Source organism: Pseudoduganella sp. UC29_106 (genome assembly GCF_044055365.1).
In the GTDB taxonomy this organism is placed as follows: domain Bacteria; phylum Pseudomonadota; class Gammaproteobacteria; order Burkholderiales; family Burkholderiaceae_D; genus Rugamonas.
Genome location: NZ_CP171977.1, coordinates 2,499,494 through 2,524,157, shown reverse-complemented (window position 1 = coordinate 2,524,157; position 24,664 = coordinate 2,499,494). Strand labels below are relative to the sequence as shown.

Sequence of the window (24,664 nt, the reverse complement as noted above, 5' to 3'; positions counted from 1 at the left end):
CAGAGCCTGTGCCACTTGCTGCAGGCAGTCGCCATCGTCGCCAAACCAGCTGCGGGCGGCCTGGGCGCGCTTGAAGTACAGATGCGGATCGTATTCCCAGGTAAAGCCAACGCCGCCATGCAGCTGGATTGCTTCCTGGGCGCAGTAGAACGCTGCATGGTTTGCGGCGTGTTTGGCGCAGGCCACGTCGATTTCCGCCGCGGCGATGTCGCCGCCGGCATCCAGCAACCGCGCCGCGCCCTGCACCATCGACGCAGCCGACTCCAGCGCGACCATCATTTGCGCACAGCGGTGCTTCACGGCCTGGAAGGAGGCGATGGTGCGGCCGAACTGGATGCGCTCGCCGACATAATCCAGGGTCAGGGCCAGGCATTGCCTTGCGCTGCCCACCTGCTCGGCCGCCAGTGCCAACGTCGCCTGCGTGACGGTGCGGCGCAGGCCGGCCTGCAGCTTCACGCCAGCGCCCAGCCAGGCATCGGCGCCTACCTGCGCGCCATCCAGTTCCAGCCGTGCGATGGCGCGCGTGCTGTCGAGGGTGCGCAGAGGCGTCACGATTACGCCGGGAGTGCCGCCTGCGATGCAGAACAGCGCTACTCCGCCTTCATCGGCCGCCACCAGCGCTGGCACCAGCAGTACATCGGCCTGGGCGCCGCCGATCACCTGCTCCACCGTGCCGCTCAGCACGTACCCGTGTTCCAGCCGCTGCGCGCTCACGGTGCCATGCGACGGGTCCCAGCGCTCCAGCCGCGGCAGCGCCAGCGCCGCCGTCACCGCGCCGGTGGCCAACTGATCCAGCCATTGCTTCGCGGCGGGTGACGAACTGGCGAATTGCAGCGCGTCAGCTGCCAGGCAGGCGCTGGCGAAATACGGCACCGGCGGCAAGCGACGGCCCATCTCTTCCATCAGCAGCGCGCGTTCCAGCTGGCCCAGGGCCATGCCGCCGCAATCCTCGGGGACGGTCAGGCCGCACCAGCCCAGGTCAGCACCCATCTCCCGCCACAGCTCCGCGCCCTGCCCGCCGCCGGTCGGCTGGGCGCCGTCCAGCATCGCGCGCAGCCGCGCCGAGTCGCAACGCTCCGCCAGAAAGGCGCTGGCGGCGTCGCGGATCATCTGCTGCTCTTCATTCAGTGTGTAATCCATGGCGGCCGCCTTCAGCTACCGTATACCGGCTGCGCGGCGCGCACTTGCGCCAGGAGTTGCGCCACGGCGTCGCCCACTTCATGCGGCAGCCAGCGCGCGCCTTTGTCGCGCTTGGGGCCCACCTGCCAGCCTTCGGCCAGCGAGATCAGGCCGCCCGCCACTTCGAAGGTGCGGCCGGTGACGGCGGACGATTCAGCGCTCGCCAGCCAGACCACCAGCGGAGCCACATTGGCGGGGGCGAAGTAATCGAAGCCCTCTTCCGGGGGCTTCATCATGTCGCCGAACACGTCCTGCGTCATGCCGGTGCGCGCGGCGGGCGCCAGGCAATTGGACGTGACGCCGTAGCGCGCCAGTTCCACCGCCTGCACCAGCGTCAGGGCGGCAATGCCCGCCTTGGCCGCAGCATAGTTGGACTGCCCGACCGAGCCTGCCAGGCCCGCGCCGGAACTGGTGTTGATGATGCGCGCCGCGACCGGATTGCCGGCCTTGGACGCGTCGCGCCAGCGCCGCGCCAGCACATTGGCCAGGCAGAAGTGGCCCTTCAGGTGCACGCGCATCACGTCGTCCCAGTCCGCCTCGCCCATGCTGGCGAACATGCGGTCGCGGCAAATGCCAGCGTTGTTGACCAGCGCATGCACCTCACCATAAACGGCCACGCCAGCCGCCACGATGCTTTCGGCGCCGGCCATGGTCGTGATGTCTCCACAATTGGCCATTGCCTTGCCGCCGGTCGCGGCGATTTCCACGGCCACCGCATGCGCGGCATCAGGCCGGATATCGTTGACGATGACGTTGGCGCCCGATGCTGCCAGCGCCAGGGCATATTCGCGCCCCAGGCCGCCGCCGGCGCCGGTGACGATGACTGTCCTGCCATTACAAAGTTTCATGATTCAGATCCGTTCAATGATGGTCACGTTGGCAAGGCCGCCGCCTTCGCACATGGTTTGCAGGCCGAAGCGCCGGCCGCGCCGTTCCAGTTCATGCAGCAGCGTCGTGGCCAGGCGGGCGCCGGTGGCGCCCAGCGGATGGCCCAGCGCGATGGCGCCGCCGTTGACATTGGTTTGTTCGTGCGGGTAGCCGGTCTCTTTCAGCCAGGCCTGCGCCACGCTGGCAAAGGCTTCGTTGATTTCGACCAGGTCGATGTCGTTCCAGCGCATGCCGCAGCGGCGCAGCGCGTTCTGCGTGGCCGCGATCGGCGCCGTCAGCATCCATACCGGATCGTCGCCCAGCACGGAGAGATGGTGGATGCGGGCGCGCGGCGTGAGGTTGTAGCGTTTCAGCGCATCTTCCGAGACCACCAGCAGCGCGGCTGCCGCGTCGCACGTCTGGCTGGACACGCCCGCCGTCAGCCAACTGCCCTCGCCCAGCGGATCCAGTTCCGCCATTTTCTCCAGCGAGGTGCGGCGTGGCGTTTCATCGTGGGCGAGTCCAGCGCATGGCACGATTTCGCGGTCGAAGCGGCCCTCGGTGGCCGCCTGCAGCGCGCGCCGGTGGCTTTCCAGCGCATAGACTTCCATATCGGCGCGGCTGCACTGCCAGCGCTCGGCGATCATTTGCGCCGCATGGAACTGCGACACAGGCTGGTTGCCGAAGCGAGCCTGCCACCCGGTACTGCCGGAGAACGGATCGGCAAAGCCCAGCGCCTGGCCCGCCAGCATGGCCGACGAAATCGGAATGCTGCTCATGGTTTGCACGCCGCCGGCGATGACCACATCCTGCGTGCCGCTCATCACCGCCTGTGCTGCGAAATGCAGCGCCTGTTGCGACGAGCCGCACTGGCGGTCCACCGTCACGCCGGGCACAGTCAGCGGCAGGCCCGCAGCGAGCCAGCTGGAACGCGCGATATTGCCTGCCAGCGGGCCGATGGTATCGACGCAGCCGAACACCACGTCGTCCACCTCGTCGGCCGGAATCGCATTGCGTTCGACCAGCGCGCGCAGCACGAAGCCGCCCAGGTCCGCCGCATGCATGTGCGCCAGGCTGCCGCGGCGCTTGCCCACCGGCGTGCGCAGCGCATCGACGATATAGGCATCCGTCCTCTTCATCATTCCTGCTCCTCAAAAGTGCTTCCCGGCCCAAGAGCGGCATCAGGCGCCAGCACGTGGGCGCGCAGACGTGCCAGGTGCAGGCTGCGTTCACCCCAGGCTGCGTCCAGCGCCCAGGTCATCTTCATGAAAATCTGCAAATCGACTTCCCAGGTGTAGCCCATCGCGCCATGCACCTGCATGGCATTGCGTGCCGCCAGCAGCGCCGCTTCGGCGGCCGCCACCTTGGCGTGCGACACGTGGGCCGCTGCTGCGTCCGCGCCATGCGCCATCGCATGGGCCGCGCGGTAGACCACCGGGCGCGCAAACTCAAGCTTGACGGCGACATCGGCCAGCTGGTGCTTGAGCGCCTGGTAAGAGCCGACCGGCTTGCCGAACTGCTTGCGCTCGGCTGAGTAATCGATGGCCAGGTCCAGCATGCGCTGGGCAAGTCCCAGCAACTGCGCGCCGGCGGCCAGAGCGCCCAGCAGGAAGGCCTGCTCCATCAGCGGCGCGGCCTGTTCTGCGATGCAGTATTGCGGCTCGCTCTCCCACTCCACCGTGAACAGGCGGCGCGAAGGATCGACACTTTCCTGCGCCGTCAGTGCAACTCTGTTGGACGGCATGGCGAACAGGCGGCCGCCCTGCTCCAGCAGGACGAGGTGGGCCTGGTCGGCGTCGGCCACCAGCGGGCTGTAGGCGTGGCCCAGCGCCACGCGCAGGCTGCCGTCGGCAATGCCAACCAGGGCGCGGTCGCGCGTGTCATTCGGCGGCAGGGCTGCCAGCAGGCCGGCGGCCACCCACGAACTTTCCAGCAGCGGCGCCGGCAGGCCGTGATAGCCGCACTCCTGCGCCAGCAATACCCAGTCGACGTCGCCCATGCCCATGCCGCCGTGTTCGGCCGGCACGGACAATCCCGTCAAGCCCTGCTCGGCCAGTTGCCGCCACAGGTCCGGCGAGCGGCCGCTGGGGCGGCTCCACAATTCGCGTATCAATTCCGGCGACACTTCGTTGACCATGAAACGGCGCACGGTATCGGCCAGCAGGGTCTGATCTTCCTGAAACGTAAAATCCATCACTCTCTCCTTCAGGTGCGCGGCATGCCCAGCATGCGTTCGGCCACGATGTTGCGCTGGATTTCATTGGTGCCCGCGTAGATCGGGCCGGACTGCGCGAACATATAGCCCTCAAGCCAGCGGCCATGTTCCAGCGCCAGTGGTGCGCCGGCAGTCAGTTCGGCCAGCGGCCCGGCAAGGCGCTGCGCGGTGTCGTGCAGGCGGATATCGAGTTCGGACCAGAACACCTTGTTGGTGGACGATTCCGGGCCGATATGGCCGCCTTTCTGCAGGCGGCTGACCGTTGCATAGGTCGACAGCGCATACGCTTCCGCATCCATCCAGCCGCGCGCCACTTGTTCGGCCAGGGCGGGATCTGCCTTGCCCTGCGCCTGGCGCTCGCGGTACAGGGCCACCAGCGCACGCGCGGTTTCCTGGAAGCGGGCCGGGGAGCGCAGCATCAGTCCCCGCTCGAAACCGGCCGTGGCCATCGCCACCTGCCAGCCCGCGCCTTCCTGGCCCAGGCGGTTGGCAACGGGAATGCGCACGTCATCGAAGAAGATTTCGGCAAAGCCGGTCTGGCCGTTCAGCTGGCGGATCGGGCGCACCGTGATGCCGGGTGCGTCCAGTGGCGTCAGCAGGAAGGACAGGCCGTGGTGCCGGCTGGACATTGGATCGCTGCGGAACAGGCCAAAGGCGCAGTCGGCCCATACGGCGCGGGTGGACCAGATCTTCTGGCCATTGACGACATAATGGTCGCCCTCCAGCCGCGCGCTGCAGCGGATCGCGGCCATATCCGAACCGGCGCCCGGTTCCGACCAGGCCTGCGCCCAGATATCTTCACCGGACGCGATGCGGGGCAGGAAGCGGGCCTGCTGCTCGGGCGTGCCCACGTCCATCAGGGTTGGCCCCAGCAGGAACACGCCGTTCTGATTGACGCGCAGCGGCGCGCCGGCGCGCCAGTACTCCTCTTCAAAGATCAGCCACTCAACCAGGCTGCAGCCGCGCCCACCCAGTTCGCGCGGCCATGTGACCATGCTCCAGCGGCCTGAGTACAGGGTGCGCTCCCAGGCGCGGTGTTCGGCGAAGCCTTCTTCGGTGTCGAAGCTTTTCAGAGGTTTGGAGGGCACATGCTCCGCCAGCCACGCGCGGATTTCGGCGCGGAAGGCGCGCTCGCTCTCGGTATAGCGCAGGTCCATGGCTCTATCCTCCGAAGCTGGCTTCGCGCTTGCCGACGAAGGCGGCGCGCGCTTCCGTCGAATCACCCGTCATATACGCCTGCAGGGTGAAGCCCTGCTCCCAGCGGTATTTGTCTTCCAGGTTGCCGTCTTCCACGCCGTTCAGCGATTCCTTGGCCAGGCGCAGCATGTCCGGGCTCTTGGCGGCGATGCGGCGCGCGATGGACAACGCCGTGTCGCGCAGTTCAGAAAGCGGCACTACACGCTCGATGCTGCCCAGCCGGTAGGCCTCATCGGCGCCGATCATCTCGCCGGTGAAGTACATATGGCGCACCTTCTGCAGCGGGAACAGGCGCTGCAGGTGGGCACCGCCGCCCATGGCGCCGCGGTCGATCTCCGGCACGCCGAAGCGCGCGCAGCTTGACGCGATCACGATATCGGCTGCGCCGGCCAGGCCGATGCCGCCGCCCAAAACGAAGCCATGCACGGCCACGATCACCGGCTTTGGATTGCGGTGCACTGCACGGAAGGAAGCGTAATTGCCGGCGTTGACGTCGACGATGCGTTCGGGATGGGCGGCCAGTTCCTTGATATCGACGCCGGCGCAGAAGCCGCGGCCCGCGCCGCGCAGCACAATTACGCGTACTGCGTCGTTGCGGCCCAGCGCGTCCAGTTCATCGGCCAGTTTCTGCCAGCCGGCGCAATCCAGTGCATTCACCGGTGGGTGGTCGATCACCAGTTCGGCAATGCCGTCGGCGACCGTCGTTTGGAATGGGGTTTTCATGCGATGTTCCTTTGGTTGGTGTGGCGGCGCGCTGCGCCGCAGTCGGCCAGGCGCTGTTCAGCGTCCTGCGCGATACGCGCAATGAGGGTGGCGCAGGACTCCAGCTTGTCGATCGCGGCGGCAGCCTGCCCGCTGGGCAGCACGCCCTGGTCCGGCAAGCCTTCCACCATCGCACGCTGGATCAGCACCGGCGCATTGGCAGCCATCAGTGTTTGCGCCGCATTCATGCCGTCGCCCTGCAGCGCCTGGCGGGCTGCGCCCAGCATCTCGCTCCAGCGCATGCCCGTGTGGCGGCGCCAGCGCCGTGCCGTGTTCAGTGCCAGCAGCATGCGGCCGAGGGGACCGGCCTGTTCCAGCTTGTCCAGGTAGAGGTTGTCAATCATCCGCTGCGGCATGCCGTCGATCGCCAGCGACACGCGGATCGCCGCAGGATCGCGCACGGCCGTGTAACGTGCCAGCGTGGCCGGGGGCACCGGCGAATCGGTGGTCATCAGGAAGCGCGTGCCCATTGCGATGCCGGCCGCGCCATAAGCCAGCGCCGCCGCCAGGCCGCGCCCGTTGTAGAAGCCGCCGGCCGCCACCACCGGCACCTGGACCGCCTCCAGCACCTGAGGCAACAGCAGCGTGGTCGGCACGGAGCCGGTATGGCCGCCGCCCTCCCCGCCCTGCACGGTGACGATGTCCGCGCCCAGTTCGACCGCCTTTTGCGCGTGCTTCACGGCGCCCACGGTCGGCATGCACAGCACACCAGCATCCTTCAGGCGTCCGATGGCGCGCGCATCGGGACCGCGGCCATAGCTGACGGCGCGCAGCCTATGCTTGATGGCCAGGTCCATCGCCTCCTGGGCGTTGGGCTGGAACATGTGGAAGTTCAGGCCGAAGGGCGCATCGCTCAGCGACTTGACCTTGATGATTTCGCGTTCCAGTTCGGCTGGCGGAATCGTGGCCCCTGCCAGGAAGCCGAAGCCCCCAGCGTTACCAGTGGCGGCGACGAGCTTTGCATCAGCCACCCAGCCCATCGCGGTCTGCACGATGGGATAGCGGCAGCCGAGCAGCTGGCACAGCACGGTATCGAGCGGGCCGTTCATGCCTGCTCCTTGCGCTGGGACGACGCCATGCTGCGCGCGTCATACCCTCCCAGCTTGTCGCCGGACACAAGCTCATTGTGCACGTGGGCGAAGTGGTGCCAGCCAAACGCCGCTTCCATCGCGGCGCGCTTGCCGCCCAGTTCCTCCGCATGGTTGACGGCTTGCTTGGCCAGGGCCAGTCCCATGCGCGGCATGGCGGCGATGCGGTGCGCGATGTCGTAAGTCGCCTGCTCAAGGCTGCAACCGGCGCCTACCACTCGGTTGACCATGCCCGCTTCATAGGCGCGGCGCGCGCCCATCCGTTCGCCCAGGAACAGGAATTCCTTGGCCAGGCGCGGGTGCATCTCGAATGGATGGGCGAAATATTCGACGCCGGGAATCCCCATGCGCACCACCGGATCGGCAAAAAATGCCTCTTCGGACGCGACGATCAGGTCGCACACCCAGGCCAGCATCAGGCCGCCCGCCACGCAAGCGCCCTGCACCATCGCGATCATCGGTTTCGGCAGGTCGCGCCAGCGTCGGCACATGCCGAGATAGACTTCCTGCTCCCGCGCGTACAGGAACTCGCCGCCCGGCTTGTTGACGTGGTCATACCAGCCCGACACGCGCTCGAAGGACTTATTGATGTCGCGCCCAGGCGTGCCGATGTCGTGGCCTGCCGAGAAATGCTTGCCGGCGCCGCGCAGCACGATGACCTTTACAGCATCATCGTTGACCGCGCGCTGGAATGCTGCGTCCAGCGCATAGGTCATCTGGGAATTCTGCGCGTTGTGGAATTGCGGCCGGTTCAGCGTGACCGTCGCGATGCCGTCCGCCACGCTATACAGCACCGGCTCCACGGTTTCATAGACGGAGCTGTCTTCGCGCTCGACGAAGGCGGTTTCAATAGCGGCGTTCATGACAGCACCGTTGCGCGCAGGTTGTGAGGATCGAGCTGGCCGATCAGGGCCAGTTCGGCTTCGGTGGGGACAGCCGTTTGCGGCACCTCGGCAGGCACGTGCAGAGGGAAGCCGGTAGCCTCCTGCACCTGTTCGGCCGTGACGCCTGGATGCAGCGAGACGACGCGCAGCTGTTTTTGCGGACCGCCAAAGTCCATCACGCACAGATTGGTAATGACCCGGCGCAGGTCGATATCGTCGAAGGAGTAGCCGCGCGGCAGGCGCTCGGGGTTGTAGCCGATCGAGGCCACCATGTCCACCTCACCCGCCACGAAGACCTTGCGGCTGTGATTGGGCACGAAGAAGGAATTTGCATGGCTGATCGAATTGCCGGGGAAGCCACGCACGCCCCAGCATCTGCACGGCCGGACGGCGGTAATCGTTGCCGATCATCGAGATATTCGCCTGGCCGAAGCGGTCGATCTGGGTTGGCGCCACCATGGCGTGGCGGCGGCCGCTCCACACATTGTCAAAGATGCGGGCAAAGCCCATCCAGGTTTCGCGCTGGAGCTGATAATCACCGCGAAGCCCCAGCGGCGCCGGTTCGCTCAGCAGCCAGGCTTCGGAATCGGTCATCATCAGGTCCGGATTCACGGAGCGCATCGCGAGCGAGGCGGCCAGGCGCGGCAGCACGCCGATGCCGGTTGCCAGCACTTCGCCATCGTGCTGCCAGGCGCGGGCCGCGGCGCAGGCGATGGTATCGATCAGGGAAATTGCAGTCATGTCGTACCCCTCAGAAAACCGGCAAGGCCAGCTTGCGGATTGCCTCAACCCCGCCTACACGGCGCAGGTACTCTTCTTCGCCGCAGGCGATATAGCGTTCGGCATACTCTTGCCAGCCTTGCGGCTCACGCGCGCCGGCCGCGTATTGCTTGAAATGCGCCTGGTCAAAGCCATACAGCGGCGCGCAGGAAGTCGGATGGGCGCCGCATGGTGCATGCACCACGGCCGTGGTGACGGCGCGTTCCCAGTGCACGTAGCGCGCTTCGTCGCCTTGCGCGAACCAGCTGCTGTCCACCAGTTCATCGCAGGACACATAGGTACGGCTGGCGGCGCGGGCGAACTGGTCGTCCATGTAGAGGTCCGGACCTTTCACCTGGCATACGCCGCGCACATCGGCGCGGTCCACGTGCAGCAGGGCTGCGTCCAGCTTCAGCGCGGGCATTGCCACCCACTGCTTGCCGTCGTAGGGGGAATCGATGACCTTGAGGTCCGGGTTATGGCGCAGCACATCGGTGCCCAGGCCGACGGCGGTCGGAATGTAGGGCACGCGCATGGCGGCGGCGCGCAGGCCCAGAAGCAGCATGCCTTCGTCGATTTCCATCACTTCGATGGCGCCCTGCTGGCGCGCCGCGCGGAAATAAGGTTCGAGCGGGATGAAGTCGAGGGAAACGAAGGCGAAAATCAGCTTCCTGACTTTGCCTGCAGCGCACAGCATGCCGACATCCGCGCCGCCATAGGCGACGATGGTCAGGTCTTTCAGGTCGGAGCGCAGGATTTCGCGGATAAGCGCCATCGGCTTGCGGCGCGGACCCCAGCCGCCAATGCCGATGGTCATGCCATCCTTCAGTTGCGCGACCACTTCGGCCGCGGTTCTTTGCTTGTTCATGGCGTCTTCCTTACTGGTAGCCGACGCTGAAGTCGTGGCCCCACAGGCTGACCGCCGTGGCTTCATAAACCGAGTGCTGCGCCCAGTCGACCACCAGGCCGCCATGGCCGTATTCCATGTCGAAGCCGCTCGGCGTCTTCATGTAGAAGGAAGTCATGCGGTCGTTGCAATGGCGGCCCAGCGTGGCGGACATCTTCACGCCATGCTGGCGCACGCGGTCCAGCGCGCGCCCTACTTCGTCCATCGACGGTACTTCCACCATCGCGTGTACGCAACCGGACGGAATCGGCATTTCGAAGATGCCGACGCTGTGATGGCGGCCATTCTGGCAATGCAGGAAGTAGATGCGTTTTTCAGGCTCCGCCGGATCGCGCGTGAAGCGCATGCGGAAAATGTCCGACAGGCCGAATCCCAGCACATCGGCCAGGAAGCGGTACGTCTGGTCGAAATCCGGTGCGGGCAATACCACATGGCCCAGGCCCAGTTCACCGGTTACAAAACCGGCAACGCCGATCGGCGAGGCAAAGCGGCGGAAATCGGATTTGACGCCCCAGTACAGCTCATGGCGGTTGCCTGACGGGTCGGCCACCCACAGCATCTGCTGCACATGACGCAGCGCGCAGGTGGCGCTGTCGGCCAGGTGGAAGACCACGTCGCGCCGGCGCAACTCATCCTGGGCGGCCTGGAAGGCTTCCTCGCTGGCCAGTTCCCAGCCGGACGCCAGGTAGCAATCTTTCTGGCCCGGCACGACATGGATGCGGGCCGCCCTTTCGTCCATCTTCAGGTACAGGCCACCATCCGGCGCGTCGGACGCCATCATGCCCAGCACCTGCTCGCCATAGTGGCGCCAGGCCGCCATGTCGGTGGCTTGCGCCACGATGTAGCCCAGTCCGCGAATATCGATCATGCTCGTTCCCCTCGTTTGTGTTTGAACCTGAAACTGATTCTGCGAGAAACAACAAGGGGCAACATCGTCTGATAAGACTAAGTGGCGCAGAAGGCAAATAGTCCGGCCAGACGATGCCTGCCCGCCCCTGCGGAGCGACACTCGGATGGACATTCCCATTCAACCGCTTCAGGAGCAGCCATGGCTACCGACACAACACTGGATAAACAGGAATTCCGCAAGGCGCTGGGCGCTTTCACCACCGGCGTCACCGTCGTCACAGCCGTAGGGGGCGGACGGCGCCCCCGTGGGCGTGACAGCGAACAGTTTCAACTCCGTTTCGCTGGATCCGCCAATGGTGCTGTGGAGCCTTGCCAGGAGTTCGCGCAGCCTGGCCGCGTTCACGCACAGCCAGCACTTTTCGGTCCATATCCTGGCGCAGGACCAGGATGCACTGTCCAACCAGTTCGCCCGCAGCGGCGCCGACAAGTTTGCCGGCCTGACGCTGGAATGCGGCGCCGGCGGCGTGCCGCTGCTGACCGGTTGCGCCGCCCGGCTGCAATGCCGCACGGCCTTCCAGTACGAAGGGGGCGATCACATCATCTTCGTCGGCGAAGTGGTGGCGATGGACCGCAGCGACGCCCCACCGCTGGTATTCCAGGCCGGCCGCTATGCCGTTGCCACCGCCAAGACGGCCGTGCAGGCCTTTTCGGCCGAAGCACAGGACGACGACGCCAGCTTCAGCGAGAATTTCACCGGCTACCTTCTGGCGCGCGCCCACTTCCAGTTCTACAGCCAGTTGCGCACCCACCTGCAGCAACACGCGCTGAGCGACACCGAATACTTCGTGCTGAGCGTCCTGCTGGTGCGCGAGGGCCGCAGCATCGGCAATTTCAATGAACGTTTTTCCTACACCGGCCACCAGGTGACGATGCAGCTGATCGCACGGCTGGAAGTAAAAGGCCTGCTGCGCACCGTGGGACCGGCCGGCCAGCAGCTCTGCCACCTGACGGAACAGGGCCGCGCTGTCACCTTGCGCATCATCGCCGCAGCCAAGGCGCTGGAAGCGGACATGCTGGCGCGGCTGGGAGAATGGGATGCAGTGGCCCTGAAAAACCTGTTGAAACAGTTCATCCTGCACACCGATCCAGGCCTGGCCCACCCCTGGAGCGAGTGAGCTAGCGCCGCGCCAGCAGCATCAGGGCGCCTGCCGCCAGCGGCAGCGCCCCGGCCAGCAGCAGCGGCACGAAATCAATCAGCCAGTGGCCCGGAGCGGTCAGGATGTCCAGCAAGGGACGCATGAAGAATTCGAGTTGCGCTGCGGCGCTGGGCAAGGTGCTCACTTCGCGTCTCCCGGCTTCAGCTGATACTTGAGCACCTTGCCGGAGGCGTTCTGCGGCAAGGCGTCCATGAATTCGACTGCGCGCGGCACTTTGTAATTGGCCATCTGGCCGCGTGCCCACGCAATCAGGCCGGTGCTGTCCAGATGGGCGCCGGCACGCAGCACGATGCACGCCTTGCCTACCTCCCCCATCCGTTCGTCCGGCACGCCCACTACTGCCACCTGGGCGATTGCCGGGTGGGCGGACAGCAGCCGCTCGATTTCGGCAGGGTAGCAATTGAAGCCGCCGCTGATATACATATCGCCCAGCCGGTCGGTGATGCGCAGGTAGCCATTCGCATCGAGCGTGCCCACGTCGCCGGTGCGCAGCCAGCCGTCGTTGCCGACGGTGCCCGCGGTCGCGGCGCCATCGTTGAAATAGCCCCGCATAACGTTATAGCCGCGCAGTTGCACTTCGCCCGGCTCTCCCGGCGGCAAGGTCTCCCCGTCGCTGCCGGCGCAGCGCAACTCGATGCCCGGCATGGCACGGCCGCAGGTCGTGGCCACCAGCTCGGCGGAGTCGCGGGCGTCGCACAGGGTCGCGAAGCCACAGGATTCGGTCAGGCCATAGCCGGTCAGCACGGTCTGGAAACCCAGTTCCGTGCGCATTTTCTCGATCAGCGAAGGCGCGATGGCCGCGGCGCCTGTGACGGCGGCGCGCAGGCTGGAGAGGTCGTACTCCTTCAGCCTGGGCAGCGCCAGCATGCTGAGATACAAGGTTGGCGGGCCAGGAAGGACCTGAATGCGCTCGGCGGCAATGCGCGCCAGGATGGCTTCGGCATCGAACACCTGGTGCGGCGCGATGGTGCAGCCGTGCATCAGCGCGGCAAGCCAGCCGGCCTTGTAGCCGAAGGCATGGAAGAACGGCGACACAATCAGGTAGCGCTCGCCCGCCTGCAGGCCCACTGCCGCCCCCCACGAGGCGACGGCGCGCAGGTTCTGGCCATGCGCGGCCATCACGCCTTTGGGGCGGCCCGTGGTGCCGGAGGTGAACATCAGGTCCGACAGGTGACCAGGTGTGACGGCAGCGGCACGCGCGGCAGCCTCTCCCCGCCCGATTTGCTGCGAGCGCGACAGGAAAGTGTCCCAGTCCTCCGTGCCGGCGCCTGGCCGGGCCGCGCCAAACACGACGATGCGTTCCAGCGTGGCTGGCCGGTGCTGCCCCAGCATGGCCGGGTAGTACTCGCCGAGAAAGTCGCCGCAGCAGAACAGCAGGCGCGCGCCGCTGTCGGCCAGGATTCCACCCGCTTCGATGCCGCGCAGCCGCGTATTGACGGGGACCAGCGTGGCGCCCGCGCTGTGGATGGCCAGCGCCGCCGCAATCCACTGGTGGCCGTTCGGCGCCCAGACCGCGACGCGGTCGCCCGCTTCGATACCCGCGGCGATCAGCGCACGCGCCGCCTTCCAGCGCAACGCATCCAGCGCCGCATAAGTCAGGCTGGCGCCATCTTCATAAATGGCGCAGGCAAAGGGCCAGCGAGCAGCGGCTGCCGCCATCATTTGCGGCGTGGTCTGCACGGCGACGGGGCTGGAATCAAGGTCGTTCATCACTTCATCCGAAAATCAGTCGGGGAAACGCAAGCGCAACGTCGCGCTGGCGGGGATGCCCTGGCAGGCCAGCGTCCAGCCATCGGCCAGGTCGTCTTCGTCCAGCACGGCATTGAGGCGCAATTGCACCTCGCCCTGCTCCACCTTGCACATGCAGGCGCCGCAGGAGCCGGTGCGGCAGGAATGGGGCGGCTTCAGGCCGGCGGCGAGCATGGTGTCGAGCAGGCTGGCGCCGGGCGGGACATCCAGCGCGTGCTCTGCGCCGTCCAGCGCGACCTCCAGCCTGGCCGCCACTGCGTCCGCCGACGGCGGCACCTCCATGGCGGCGTCGGCGGCGGCGCCAGCAACATCAAGCGACACGAAGCGCTCAACGCGCACTCGCTCGCGCGGCACGCTCAGCGCCTTCAATGCCGCCTGCGCACCATCCATGAATGGCTTGGGTCCGCAGATGAAATACTGGCCGGCCGGCTGGCGGGCCAGCAATGCCTGCAGCTGTTGCGTTGACGGCATGCCCTGCACCTGGTCCAGCCAGTGCTGGACGACCAGCCGCTGCGGATGCGCCTCGGCCAGCGCCTGCAGTTCGTTGCGAAAAATGACGGAAGCAGGATCGCGGTTGGCATACAGCAGCCACACCTTGCCCTCGCCGCGCGCCAGCACGGCCTTGATGATCGACAGCATTGGCGTGATGCCGCTGCCGCCCGCCAGCAGGGTGAAATCGCCGTCCAGCCGCTCCGGCACGAAAACGCCGGCCGGAGCCATCACTTCGACCTGTGTGCCCTCCGTCAGGCTGTCGCACAGCCAGTTGGAAGCGCGCCCGCCCGCCACGCGCTTGATCGTCACGCGCGGCAGCGCATCGATGCCCGGACTGCTGGACAGCGAATAGCAGCGCGACAGCATGCCGTCCGGATGCGCCACGCGCAGGGTCAGGAACTGGCCGGGCCGGTAGGCGAATTGCGCGGCCAGCTCGAGCGGCACGTGCAGCTCCACCGATGTTGCATCGCTGGTTTCGGCAATCACGCGCGCCACGGTAAGCCCGTGCCACGCCGCTTCCGGCGCGGCCGTGGTGGCGGCGGCAGGCAGGGCGGCGGTCATGTCGCCCTCCTTACGAGTCGATCGACAACTGGCCGTTGTCGATGCGCAGCTCGGAACCATTGATGAAGCGCGATTCGTCGGACGCCAGGAACAGCACAAGGTTGGCGATATCCTTCGGCATGCACATGCGCGCCATCGGATCGCCCTCCACCTTGACTTCCGCCGCGCCGCCAGTCTGCGCCATCAGGTTCATCACCATCGGCGTCAGGATGCCGTCCGGGTGCACGGAATTGCAGCGGATGTTGTAGCGCTGCTGCTTGCAGTGCGCCGCCACGCTGCGCGTCAGCGCCGTCACCGCACCCTTGGACGCACTGTAGGCGCAGAAGTGGGCCATGCCCGCCAGCGCCGCCAACGAAGCCATATTGATGATGGCGCCGCCGTGCTGCTTCATCGCCTGTACACCATATTTGCAGCCGAGGAAATAACCTTCCGCATTGATGCGCTGGATTCTTTGCCAGTCTTCCAGGGTAGTCGATTCGATGGTGCCCATGGCCAGGATGGCGGCATTATTGACCAGAACATCGATCCGGCCGAAGCGCTCCAGCGCGGCGACTACCACGCGCTGCCAGTCGCCTTCGCTGGCGATGTTGTGCACCAGCGCATAGGCGTTGTCGCCGATTTCCTTCGCCAGCGCCTGCACGCCCTCCTCGTTCACGTCGGTCAGCACGACCTTGGCGCCTTCGGCGGCCAGCAGCAGCGCGTTCTCCCGGCCCACGCCGCTGGCGGCGCCCGTGATCAGTACTACCTTGCCTTTAACCCTGTCCATTTCAGTCTCCTGGTTGTTGTGTTTAATGTGTTGAATACGCGGCGGCACCGGCCTTTCGGCCGGACCATACGCAGTCCGCCAGCGACAATCCGCTGACGTATTGATTCGATGCGATGCCCAGTGCCGTACGCCCGGCCGCATAAAGGCCCGCAATGACGCTGCCGTCGCCGCGCAGCACGGCGCCGCTGGTTTCATCGACCTTCAGGCCGCCCAAGGTGATGGCCGGGCATGGGAACAGGCGGCTGTCCATCGAAATATCGATCGCATACAGTGGGCCGGACAGCGGCGCCAGCATGGCGGCCGATTTGCCGAAGGCATCGGGTGCAGTGCCGGAAGCTGCGGCGTTGTAGTTGGCAAGCGTTTGCGCCAGCTGGACCGGCGGCACACCGATGCGCGACGCCAGCTGCGCCGCGTCCGCGCCCTTGACGGCGCGCCACAGCATCAGCATCAGCGCGGGGCCGCTCTGGAACAGCCACAGCTTGCCGGAGCGGCATTCGCGCAACGCGGCGCGGCGCAGGGCGTCGTCGATGACCAGCCATGCGCGGCCATCGGCCTGCTCGCACATCGCGTGCCCCAGCCGGGCGCCGTACACTTCCTCATTGCAGATGCGCCGCCCGTTGCGGTCGACCACCATGCCGCGCGCCCACTCGAAAGGCGGATTGATGAAGCGCCAGGCGGATACCTTGTGCATATGCGAACAGGCGCCGCCTACCGACTGTCCCAGCGCGATGCCGCTGCCGCTGCAGCCGGTCGCGCCGAGACGCCAGGCGCGCAGGTAGCGTGGCGCATGCTGGCCCACCATTGCGCGGTTGAAGATGAAGCCTCCGGTGGCCAGCACCACGCCACCCTGGGCTCGCACCAGTTGCTGGCGTCCATGGCGCGCCTCCAGCCGCGCGAGTGCGGCGCGTGCCTGGTCGGCCAGGCCGGGCGCCATGTTGTGTACCGCGTCGGCAAAGCACTCCAGCTGGCGGTGCAGCAGGCCTGCAAAGCCGCTCATTTGCGTGACCTCGGCGCCCAGCACCGCGCCGTTGGCATTGGTCACCAGCCGGCGGCCGATGGCCTGGCCGCGCACCGTTATGCCGGCGCGGCCCACGGCCTCGCGCAGCACGCCGAACAGAACGCGGCCGGACATGCCGCTTCCCTTGACCCGGTGGCCGCGCGGCGCCGGACTGGCGCTGCGGGAAAATTCCGGCACCGCCTCGCTGCCCGAGTAGTACAGATAGTAGCCATCGGCTGGATAGGAAGTCTTCCGGGGCGGCATGGCCGAGCCGAAGCCGACGCCCAGGCCGGACAGCCAGGCAATCATGTCGCGGCTGCCCTCGCAGAACGCACGCAGGGTGGACGGGCTGACAGCGTCGCCTGTTTCCTGGCGCAGGTATTCGAACATCGCCTGCGGCGTATCCTGCACGCCCGCTTCCACTTGCTGGGGCGTGCCGCCTCCCGCATACACCACGCCGCCGCTCTTGGCGCTGGCGCCGCCGCGATTAAAGCGGTCGGCCACGATGACGCGCGCGCCCTTCTCGGCGGCGGCCAGCGCGGCGCACGCGCCGGCCGCACCAAAGCCCAGCACCAGCACGTCGCACTCCGCATCCCAGCGCTGACGCGCGGCATCGGCCACCACCAGGGGCGGCAAGCTTGCGAGGTTATCCATGGTCAGATGAAGAAGTCGCGGTTGTTCTGGCCCATCAGCACGCCGCCGTAGTTGCGGCCGTAAGGATCGATGTTATTGGCGACGTGGGCGCGCGCCGCGTGCGTGTCGAGGAATACACGGGTCAGCGGATTGGTCAGGTAGATGCCGCGGCCACCGCAGTAGCGCAGCAGCCGGTTGACCTGGGTGGCGCAGCGCTCGGCTACCGCTGCCGACTGGAAGCGGTACTCGACGCGGGTCTCCACCGACAGCGGCTTGCCCTCGCGGGCCAGCGCCATCATGTGCGCGAAATTGCGCAGCAGGACTACGCGCATTTCGTCGGCTGCCGCCTGCGCTTCGGCGCAAGCCATTTGCGCGCCGGTGTCTTCGTTGGTCTTTTGTCCGGTATTCGTGCTGACCAGTTTCGCCGCATAGGCGCGGAACTGGTTGATGGCGCCCTGCAGCGCGCCCAGAGAGGCGGTGGATACGGCACGCACGAAGATCTGCGCGAACGGCAGGCGGTACAAGGGGGCCGTGTTGACGGCGTTGCCCGGACTGTTGCACTGGAAGCCGTCCGCCGACTTGTGGGTGCGGTAGTCGGGCACGAACACGCCATCGACCACGATATCGTGGCTGCCGGTACCGCACAGGCCCAGCACATCCCAATTGCGCTCGATGCGGTAGTCGCTGCGCGGCAGCAGGAAGGTGCGGTATTCCGGCGCGCCACCCGGTTCCGCCGGGGGCACAAGTCCGCCCAGCAGCACCCACTTGCAATGCTCACTGCCACTGGAGAAGCCCCAGCGGCCGGAGAACTGGAAGCCGCCTTCGACCGGCACCACTTTCGCCACGGGCATATAAGTCGACGAAGTAAGCACGCTGTCGTCCTCTCCCCACACATCCTGCTGCGCGCGATCGTCGAACAATGCCAGCTGCCAGTTGTGCACCGCCACCACGCCATATACCCACGCGCTGGACATGCACGCTTCGGCCAGAGTCATCTGGATCTGGAAAAAGACGTCCGGATCCATTTCGTAGCCGCCGTAGCGTTTTGGCTGCAGGACCTTGAACAGGCCCGCCTGCTGCAAATCGGCAATCGTCTCATCCGGCACCTTGCGGTCTTTCTCCGCCTGCGCGGCGCGTTCTGCCAGCGCCGGCAACATCGCCCGGGCTCGGGCAATCAGCTCTTCGGGGCTGACCGGGTGGACGGCGGTCAGAGGGAATTGCGCCACGTTCTGTTGCATGTCTCGCTCCTTGATGGTGGGGTGGTCTGGATGCCACCTGCCTGAAGCCATGTTCCGGCAAGACGCGGGGTCTCACATCGTCCGAACAGACGATGAGTAGGCCCGGGCAATCAACCATGCTGTGGTCAGGCTGTCATCGAAAAACCATAAAGGAGAACCGCACCATGAAACGACCTGCATTTGCCCTCAAGCGCCTTTCCCTGGCGCCTGTGATCCTGGCCGCCGCGGCGGCCACAACGACGGCCATTCCGGCGCACGCGCTGAACATCCTCGTCACCAACGACGACGGAAGCGAAGCGAGCACCGTCCACGCGCTGCAACAGAGGCTGACGGCGGCCGGCCACAATGTCATCATCTCCTCCGAGGTGTGCGACAACAGTGGCCAGGGCGGCGCCCTCGGGTTCCTGCGTCCCATCGGACCGCTCACGGCGACCAATTGCGGCAGCTCGCCCAGCCGCGGTGGAGTGCTGGCGGCGGGAGCGCCGGGCGTCGGCACCCTGCCCGGCCTGCCGTTCGCCTACTACGTCAACAGCACGCCGGTGGCATCCACCCTGTACGGCATTGATATCGCAGCAAAAAAGGCCTTCGGCAAGGCGCCCGACCTGGTGATTTCCGGCCCCAATTACGGCAACAACACGGGCTTGATCAATAACGGCTCCGGCACTGTCAATGCGGCGCTGATCGCCATCAACCGCGGCATTCCCGCACTGGCCGTGAGCGCCGAGCAACCGCAGGACTATCGCCCTTACAACAAGCTGGCCGAAGGCGATCCGGAATACGAGGTAGCCGACGTGGTGGTGCGGCTGGTGGCGGAGCTGGAAAAACGCAAGACGGTGGGCGGCGATACCTTGCTGCCGCCCGGCGTTGGGCTGAATGTCAACCTGCCCAAATTCACCAGGGGTGGGGCCGCCGCGCTGCCGTTCAAGTACGCGAAGCTGGGCCTGGCCACCATCGCGCTGCCCTACTTCGTGGAGGATCTGTCGAAAGATGCGCTGGCGCAGAGTTACCTGGCGCGCGCCTTCCCCAATGGCGTCCCGCCCCTGCCCGGCGTGACGCTGGTTCTCAGCCCGGCGCCTGCGCCAGCCGGCTTGACGTATGTCGCCGACAACGATCCGGAGTCGGAACAGAACGTGGTCAACGCGGGCGCCATCGCGGTGGCCGTGATGCAGGGTACGCACCAGGGCAGCCGCGCGCAGGAGGCGGTCATCCGCGCAAAGCTGGCCAACTTCGTCGAGTGAGGCCCCCATGCTGATCCCATTGTGCAAACCGCGCCTTGCTTCTTTTGGAGGCCTTGCCTGCCTGACCCTGGCGGCGTGCTCCGGCGACGGGCCGCAATCAAATGTGGTGCTGGAAGGTTCACCTGCGGCGACCCAGACCGCCGCCTTGCTGGTAAGTGGCGACCCGCTCGGCAGCTACGGCGAAGCCTTCACCGATAGCGAAGGCCGCGGCTTCATTCTGGTCGGTCCCAACGACGGCCAGGGCGCACAGGCCGTGTATCGCCTCGACGGCGGGACGATACGCCGGGCGCCGGGCGAGCTGGCCGGACCGGTGACGCTGAACCAGGCCAGCAGCATGAAGCTGCGCACGTCGGCCGTTACCCTGGCTCAGTTGGCGGGCAACTACACCATACGGTTCGGCGGCGACGGCGCCGACTTCAGGCTCGATGCCGATGGCAAGCTGACGGCGGCCGGTGGGGCATGCCAGCTGTCCGGCACGCTGCGGACCGACAGTTCCGTGCCGGGCACCCTGCCGCTCACGCTGACCATTGCCGGCTGTACGCTGGCTGGCAGTTACGATGGCTACGCGATTCGCTCGCTCGACTATCAGCCTGCGGCCTTCAGGCTCGTCGCCGACGACGGCAAGCGGGTACTCGACGGCTATGCGGTGAGCTATCGCTAACGGCTCGTCATCAAAGGCCCGGGAACTTTTTGCGGATTAACTGTCTAATCACAATATGCTCCGCCCAGCCTGCCCCAAAGTTGAGGTGACTGGGCGGGAGGACCCATGGACCATGGAGAGCGGATTGCAAAAGTTGAGGCAGTAGTGGAAGAACATCGGCAGCAGATGGACCGGTTTGAGCAAGAATTTGCTCGGATTCACGCGAGCATCGACGCGTTGCGTGAGCATTGCGATCGGGGAGTGGCCGAGCTCCGAGAGCATACAGACCGGGGCCTGGCTGAGCTGCGCGCGCATACTGACCAGGGATTGGCTGAGTTGCGCGCACACACAGACAAGGGGTTTGCAGAGCTGCGCCAGGAAATGCAAAAAACGACGCGATGGCTGGTCGGACTCGCGATTGGCTATGGCGCGGCAATCCTTGGAATGCTGGGGAAGATCGGCGGGCTGTATTGATGCCAGGGCCGCGGCCACCGCGCTGAAGTGGTTGGCGCTTTATGCCGGGCGGTAGATCGCGTAGACTTTCGCCACATCTTCGCGGCTCTCCCAGCTGCACTGGGCGTGCTGTTCGACGAGGAAGATGTCGCCGCGGGAAAAAGTGCCACTGCGGCCCGTTTCGTCGACAAAGGTGACGCTGCCTTCCAGCAGGTACATCAACTCGTAGTGGCGGTAGGACATCGCGCGCCGATGGTAAGGCGTGGAGTCCCAGGTGCCGCAGACGAATTCTCCGTCCGCCGAGCGGTAATCGGTGTAGTTGCGGCAGGCCGGCGTGGGCGTGAGGAGCAGTTCGGCCAGCGGCGCGCCGGACGGTTCCAGCGTTGGCGCTTCCTTGATCGGGACGAGCGCGCGCTCGCCCGGCTGGCTGCCGCTGTAGCGCATGAAGATGATGGACACGGGTTCGTCGGCCGACCAGGCGAATGCCGCACCGTGCGGGAGAACAGCGCTGTTGCCGGGCCCGAGCTCCAGGACGCCGCGCAACTGCGAGAGCCGCAGGCGGCCCTCGGTGACGATAATGAATTCATCGGCCGGCATGGCGCTGACTTCTCCGCCCCCGGCGTCCAGTACGATAACGCCAACCGTCACCGGTCCCTGCGCAAGATCCAGCAGGCGGCGGCGGGACAGGAAGCCGTCCTCGCCGGGCGAGGGAACATGCGGACTGCCCAGGTTCTTGTCCTGCGCGAACTGGCGCAGGTCGATGAAGGATGGCACGCCGGGGCGCGCGGCGGACGCTGGTTGCGGATTCGTCATGGTCGCTTGTTCGAGTGAGTAGTCTGTGACTGGTATTACAGCACGCGCTGCGGCGCAGTTGAGCGCATTCAGATGGGCGCGAACAACAGAAAACGCCGTTCTTGGGCTGTCAAATGGCACGCCAGCACCGCAGGCAGTCGCGCGGCGGTAAAAATCGCAGCAACGCTTACCGAATTTCACAATTGCATAGCGCCGCAAGGGTATGGAGAATACCTGCTGACTCAATCTGGCGGGGGATTATGCGCGCGTGGATGTGGATAGTGCCGGCAGCACTGCTGGCGCCTTTGATGGCCTGGGCCGAGGCTCGCTTTACGGTGCCGCTGGACGCAGGCTGGGAATTCCGCAAGGCCGACCAGCAGGGCTGGCAAAGCGTCGCCCTGCCCCACAGTTTCAATGCCGGCGACAGCGCCAACCCCAATTACTACCGTGGCGCGGCCTGGTATCGGCGCTCCCTGGACCTGCGCGGCAAACGGACGGACCAGCGCCATTTCCTTGAATTCGACGGCGCCATGCTGGTCACGGAGGCATGGATCAACGGTCGCCACGCCGGCACCCATGCAGGCGGATTCGCGCGCTTCCGCTTTGACGTTACGCCCTGGCTAAAATCCGGCAGCAATGAAATCCTGGTGCGAGTCGACAACGCTCGCAATCCGGACGTGGCGCCGCTCGGCGGGGACTACACGATGGCGGGCGGCCTGTATCGGCAGGTCCGCCTGGTCACGACTGGCGACGTGCACTTCGACATGCTCGACTACGGCGGTCCCGGCGTCTACTTCCAGTCTCCCGGCGTCACGCCCGCGAAAACGCCGCTGGCGTGGACTGCGCGCGTGGCGAATGACCGGCCCAGCCCAGTACGAGCAGTCGTCAACGCGCGGCTGCGCGATCCGGAAGGCAAGGTCGTTGCCTCGGCACGAAAAATGGTGGCCCTGCCGCCGCGCAGCGTCACCACCGTCACACTGGAAAGCGCGCTTCCCTCTCCTCACCTGTGGCAAGGCGCCCCCGATCCCTATCTGTACACCAGTGAAGCCGAACTGGATGCCGACGTCTCGGACGCGGTGCTGGACAAGCTCGATTTCCAGGTTGGCATCCGCGATATCCGGCTCGACGCCGACAGGGGCCTCTTGCTGAATGGAGCGCCTTATCCTGTCCACGGCGTCAATGTCCACCAGACCATCCTGCCGGGTAAAGGCCCCGCCGTCTCGGACGCGGACATCGATGCCGACTACCGGATCCTGTCCGACCTCGGCGTCACCGGCCTGCGGTACGCGCACTACCAGCATCCGCAGCATGCTTACGATCTGGCCGACCGCTTCGGCTGGCTGCTCTGGACTGAAATGCCGCTGACGGCGGAAGTGAGCGGCAGCGCGGCATTCCAGGCGAACAGCGTCCAGCAGCTTCGCGAATTGATACGCCAGAACAGCAATCATCCGTCGGTTGCAGTATGGGGACTGGGCAACGAGATCTACAAGGTCAATGAAGACAGCGCTCGCGTGCTGTCCTTGCTGCACGCAATGGCGCGACGTGAAGATTCCGGCCGGCCGACAGTCTATGCAAACTGCTGCGCCCCGATTGAAGGTCCGCAGGCGTCGCACACCAACGCTGTCGGCTCCAATGTGTATTACGGCTGGTATGACGGCGAGTTTGCCGACCTTGGTCCCTTCCTGGACAGGAACCACGTCCGAACGCCCGCCACGCCGCAGGCGGTGAGCGAGTATGGCGCCGGCGCCAGTGCGCAACAGCAGGAAGATCCGCCCCTGCGCCCTGCTCCCGGCGGCCGCTGGCATCCGGAGCAATACCAGGCCCTGTATCACGAAGCGGCATGGCGCCAGTTGCAGGCGCGGCCCTGGCTTTGGTCGAGCTTTATCTGGGTAGGTTTCGACTTTCCCTCGGCGGGACGCAATGAAGGCGACAGCGCGGGCTTCAACGACAAAGGCCTGGTCAGCTTTGATCGCAGCGTAAAAAAGGACGCGTATTTCTGGTACCAGGCCAACTGGTCTTCCGCGCCGATGGTGTACATCACTTCACGCCGTTATGTGCAACGCACGGCCGCGGACGTGCAGTTGAAGGTCTACATCAACCAGCCAACGGCCCGCCTCCGCGTCAATGGAGTTGACCTCGGCGAGCAGCCTGTCGTCGGACATATCGCGACCTGGCCAGTGCGGCTGACGGAAGGCGCTAACCGCATCGAAGTCAGCGCAGGCGCGGCCAGCGACGCCGTCGAGTGGCATTACCGCCCTGCGCCTGCCGGAATTGCCGATGTCTATTCCTGTAGCGAGAGCCGGTAGGCCGAAGTTTGCCGGTACATCTGCCCCGGTTGCAGGATCACATGCGGCCAGCTCTCTTTGATAATCCCGGGACGCGCATGCGACTCAAGGCAAAATGCGCGTGACCGGAGGCCGCTGGAAAATCGTATTGCCGCTTCGGTGCTGCTGACCTGCAGGCAGCGCCCGGAAGGCGGATCAAAAACGCGGGCGACCTCGCGCAGCATGCCCTGCCCGCCGTGCACATGATTGCGCACGAAAAAACAATGATCGAAGCCGCGATCGATCTCGAGCCGGGCGTCGGGCCAGCGCAGGCGCGGACCGATGGCGGCCGGCTGGCGAAAGTCGAACGGCGTGCCGCCCACCGCGGCAATGCCGCAGGCCGCACCATCGGCCCCGGTTTCTTCGAAGTAGTCGGAATCGATCTGCAGCATGTGGTCGCCGATGTCTTGATGGCAGCCACTGAGGTTGAAGCACGGCGCCGCCTTCGGCTTGAGCGGAACAGGAAAACCGGCCATGGCATCGTAGTCGACGATCAGGCAGCCATCGTCGGAAAGACGGTAATGGACCTGCAAATCGATGGCAATGCCCTGGGCCAGCAGCGTTACAACGCCGTCGGCCTGAAAACCGCGCCAGCGGGCGGGCTGCAAATTGACTGTACCCGACCCCTCGCCCTCGCCGTGCAGCACATTGGCCATGCGGCCATAGCGGTCCGGAGCCCGCCATGAAGCCACGGACGCATCGCGTTCGCTGATCGTCACGGTCATGCCGCCGGCGTTCCGCAGCATGAAGACTCGGGGCGCGCGCGGCATGCCTGCAGTACCTGCCAGGGATTTTGTCGTAATCAAAGTCGGTTTTCCTTTTTGTGCCATTCTGCGATTCATGAAAAGCGCTTTCAA

At 66.0% G+C, this 24,664-nt stretch carries 22 protein-coding genes and 2 pseudogenes; 5 read left to right on the top strand and 19 right to left on the bottom strand.

The window, feature by feature from the left end; all coding sequences use genetic code 11:
• Window positions 1–15 precede the first annotated feature (15 nt).
• The 11 genes and pseudogenes from ACHMW6_RS13045 to ACHMW6_RS12995 form a co-directional block, all read right to left on the bottom strand.
• Window positions 16–1,140, bottom strand: a pseudogene (locus ACHMW6_RS13045) (acyl-CoA dehydrogenase family protein); the annotation flags it as partial.
• A gap of 11 nt (window positions 1,141–1,151) precedes the next feature.
• Complete coding sequence (locus ACHMW6_RS13040) at window positions 1,152–2,027, bottom strand: SDR family oxidoreductase (protein ID WP_395407521.1); 876 nt, start codon at window positions 2,025–2,027, stop codon at window positions 1,152–1,154.
• A gap of 3 nt (window positions 2,028–2,030) precedes the next feature.
• Window positions 2,031–3,185, bottom strand: coding sequence for an acetyl-CoA C-acetyltransferase (locus ACHMW6_RS13035; protein ID WP_395408600.1), 1,155 nt, complete (start codon window positions 3,183–3,185; stop codon window positions 2,031–2,033).
• Window positions 3,185–4,240 carry an acyl-CoA dehydrogenase family protein gene (locus ACHMW6_RS13030; protein ID WP_395407520.1) on the bottom strand — a complete coding sequence of 352 codons (1,056 nt, stop codon included), beginning with the start codon at window positions 4,238–4,240 and terminating at the stop codon, window positions 3,185–3,187. The genes ACHMW6_RS13035 and ACHMW6_RS13030 overlap by 1 nt, the downstream gene beginning before the upstream one ends.
• 11 nt (window positions 4,241–4,251) lie before the next feature.
• Window positions 4,252–5,418: an acyl-CoA dehydrogenase family protein gene (locus ACHMW6_RS13025; RefSeq protein WP_395407518.1), complete on the bottom strand. Its 1,167-nt coding sequence runs from the start codon at window positions 5,416–5,418 to the stop codon at window positions 4,252–4,254.
• A gap of 4 nt (window positions 5,419–5,422) precedes the next feature.
• Window positions 5,423–6,181, bottom strand: coding sequence for an enoyl-CoA hydratase family protein (locus ACHMW6_RS13020; RefSeq protein WP_395407516.1), 759 nt, complete (start codon window positions 6,179–6,181; stop codon window positions 5,423–5,425).
• Window positions 6,178–7,269, bottom strand: a complete 1,092-nt coding sequence (locus tag ACHMW6_RS13015) for an NAD(P)H-dependent flavin oxidoreductase (RefSeq protein ID WP_395407515.1) — start codon at window positions 7,267–7,269, stop codon at window positions 6,178–6,180. The genes ACHMW6_RS13020 and ACHMW6_RS13015 overlap by 4 nt, the downstream gene beginning before the upstream one ends.
• Window positions 7,266–8,171, bottom strand: coding sequence for an enoyl-CoA hydratase (locus tag ACHMW6_RS13010; protein WP_395407514.1), 906 nt, complete (start codon window positions 8,169–8,171; stop codon window positions 7,266–7,268). The genes ACHMW6_RS13015 and ACHMW6_RS13010 overlap by 4 nt, the downstream gene beginning before the upstream one ends.
• Window positions 8,168–8,933, bottom strand: a pseudogene (locus ACHMW6_RS13005) (CoA-transferase subunit beta). Before ACHMW6_RS13005 ends, ACHMW6_RS13010 begins: the two are co-directional and overlap by 4 nt.
• A 10-nt stretch (window positions 8,934–8,943) precedes the next feature.
• Window positions 8,944–9,819, bottom strand: coding sequence for a CoA transferase subunit A (locus ACHMW6_RS13000; RefSeq protein WP_395407513.1), 876 nt, complete (start codon window positions 9,817–9,819; stop codon window positions 8,944–8,946).
• A 10-nt stretch (window positions 9,820–9,829) separates the two neighbouring features.
• Complete coding sequence (locus ACHMW6_RS12995; RefSeq protein WP_395407512.1) at window positions 9,830–10,726, bottom strand: VOC family protein; 897 nt, start codon at window positions 10,724–10,726, stop codon at window positions 9,830–9,832.
• Window positions 10,727–11,012: 286 nt separating this feature from the next.
• Between ACHMW6_RS12995 and ACHMW6_RS12990 the strand changes: the two genes are divergently transcribed.
• A complete protein-coding gene (locus ACHMW6_RS12990) occupies window positions 11,013–11,882 on the top strand; it encodes a flavin reductase (RefSeq protein WP_395407511.1) in 870 nt (289 codons plus the stop codon).
• 1 nt (window position 11,883) lies between these two features.
• On the opposite strand, the gene ACHMW6_RS12985 is transcribed toward ACHMW6_RS12990, so the two are convergent.
• Genes ACHMW6_RS12985 through ACHMW6_RS12960 form a run of 6 tightly spaced genes read right to left on the bottom strand, consistent with a single transcriptional unit; the run spans window position 11,884 to window position 18,360 of the window.
• Window positions 11,884–12,048: a hypothetical protein gene (locus tag ACHMW6_RS12985; RefSeq protein WP_395407510.1), complete on the bottom strand. Its 165-nt coding sequence runs from the start codon at window positions 12,046–12,048 to the stop codon at window positions 11,884–11,886.
• The gene (locus tag ACHMW6_RS12980; protein ID WP_395407509.1) at window positions 12,045–13,634 is read right to left on the bottom strand and encodes a FadD3 family acyl-CoA ligase; all 1,590 of its coding nucleotides are present in this window, start codon (window positions 13,632–13,634) and stop codon (window positions 12,045–12,047) included. The genes ACHMW6_RS12985 and ACHMW6_RS12980 overlap by 4 nt, the downstream gene beginning before the upstream one ends.
• 15 nt (window positions 13,635–13,649) lie before the next feature.
• Window positions 13,650–14,726, bottom strand: coding sequence for a 2Fe-2S iron-sulfur cluster-binding protein (locus ACHMW6_RS12975; protein WP_395407507.1), 1,077 nt, complete (start codon window positions 14,724–14,726; stop codon window positions 13,650–13,652).
• A gap of 10 nt (window positions 14,727–14,736) precedes the next feature.
• A complete protein-coding gene (locus ACHMW6_RS12970; protein WP_395407505.1) occupies window positions 14,737–15,492 on the bottom strand; it encodes an SDR family oxidoreductase in 756 nt (251 codons plus the stop codon).
• 22 nt (window positions 15,493–15,514) lie between these two features.
• A complete protein-coding gene (locus ACHMW6_RS12965) occupies window positions 15,515–17,143 on the bottom strand; it encodes an FAD-binding protein (protein WP_395407504.1) in 1,629 nt (542 codons plus the stop codon).
• Between the two features lie 2 nt (window positions 17,144–17,145).
• A complete protein-coding gene (locus ACHMW6_RS12960; RefSeq protein ID WP_395407502.1) occupies window positions 17,146–18,360 on the bottom strand; it encodes an acyl-CoA dehydrogenase family protein in 1,215 nt (404 codons plus the stop codon).
• A gap of 164 nt (window positions 18,361–18,524) precedes the next feature.
• Between ACHMW6_RS12960 and ACHMW6_RS12955 the strand changes: the two genes are divergently transcribed.
• The 3 genes from ACHMW6_RS12955 to ACHMW6_RS12945 all read left to right on the top strand — a co-directional run bounded on the left by ACHMW6_RS12955 (window position 18,525) and on the right by ACHMW6_RS12945 (window position 20,712).
• Entirely contained in the window at window positions 18,525–19,598 is a 1,074-nt protein-coding gene (locus tag ACHMW6_RS12955; protein WP_395407501.1) for a 5'/3'-nucleotidase SurE, read from the top strand.
• Between the two features lie 7 nt (window positions 19,599–19,605).
• Complete coding sequence (locus ACHMW6_RS12950) at window positions 19,606–20,259, top strand: hypothetical protein (RefSeq protein WP_395407500.1); 654 nt, start codon at window positions 19,606–19,608, stop codon at window positions 20,257–20,259.
• Between the two features lie 105 nt (window positions 20,260–20,364).
• Window positions 20,365–20,712 (top strand): hypothetical protein, encoded by a 348-nt coding sequence (locus ACHMW6_RS12945; RefSeq protein ID WP_395407499.1) that lies wholly within the window; start codon window positions 20,365–20,367, stop codon window positions 20,710–20,712.
• A 39-nt stretch (window positions 20,713–20,751) separates the two neighbouring features.
• Here ACHMW6_RS12945 and ACHMW6_RS12940 read toward each other — a convergent pair whose 3' ends face one another.
• Window positions 20,752–21,504, bottom strand: coding sequence for a cupin domain-containing protein (locus ACHMW6_RS12940; RefSeq protein WP_395407498.1), 753 nt, complete (start codon window positions 21,502–21,504; stop codon window positions 20,752–20,754).
• 260 nt (window positions 21,505–21,764) lie between these two features.
• On the opposite strand from ACHMW6_RS12940, the gene ACHMW6_RS12935 reads away from it, so the two are divergent.
• On the top strand, window positions 21,765–23,789 hold the full coding sequence (locus tag ACHMW6_RS12935) for a glycoside hydrolase family 2 protein (protein ID WP_395407497.1): 2,025 nt from the start codon (window positions 21,765–21,767) through the stop codon (window positions 23,787–23,789).
• On the opposite strand, the gene ACHMW6_RS12930 is transcribed toward ACHMW6_RS12935, so the two are convergent.
• Window positions 23,765–24,664, bottom strand: a complete 900-nt coding sequence (locus tag ACHMW6_RS12930) for a hypothetical protein (RefSeq protein ID WP_395407495.1) — start codon at window positions 24,662–24,664, stop codon at window positions 23,765–23,767. The two genes, ACHMW6_RS12935 and ACHMW6_RS12930, sit on opposite strands and share 25 nt — an antisense overlap.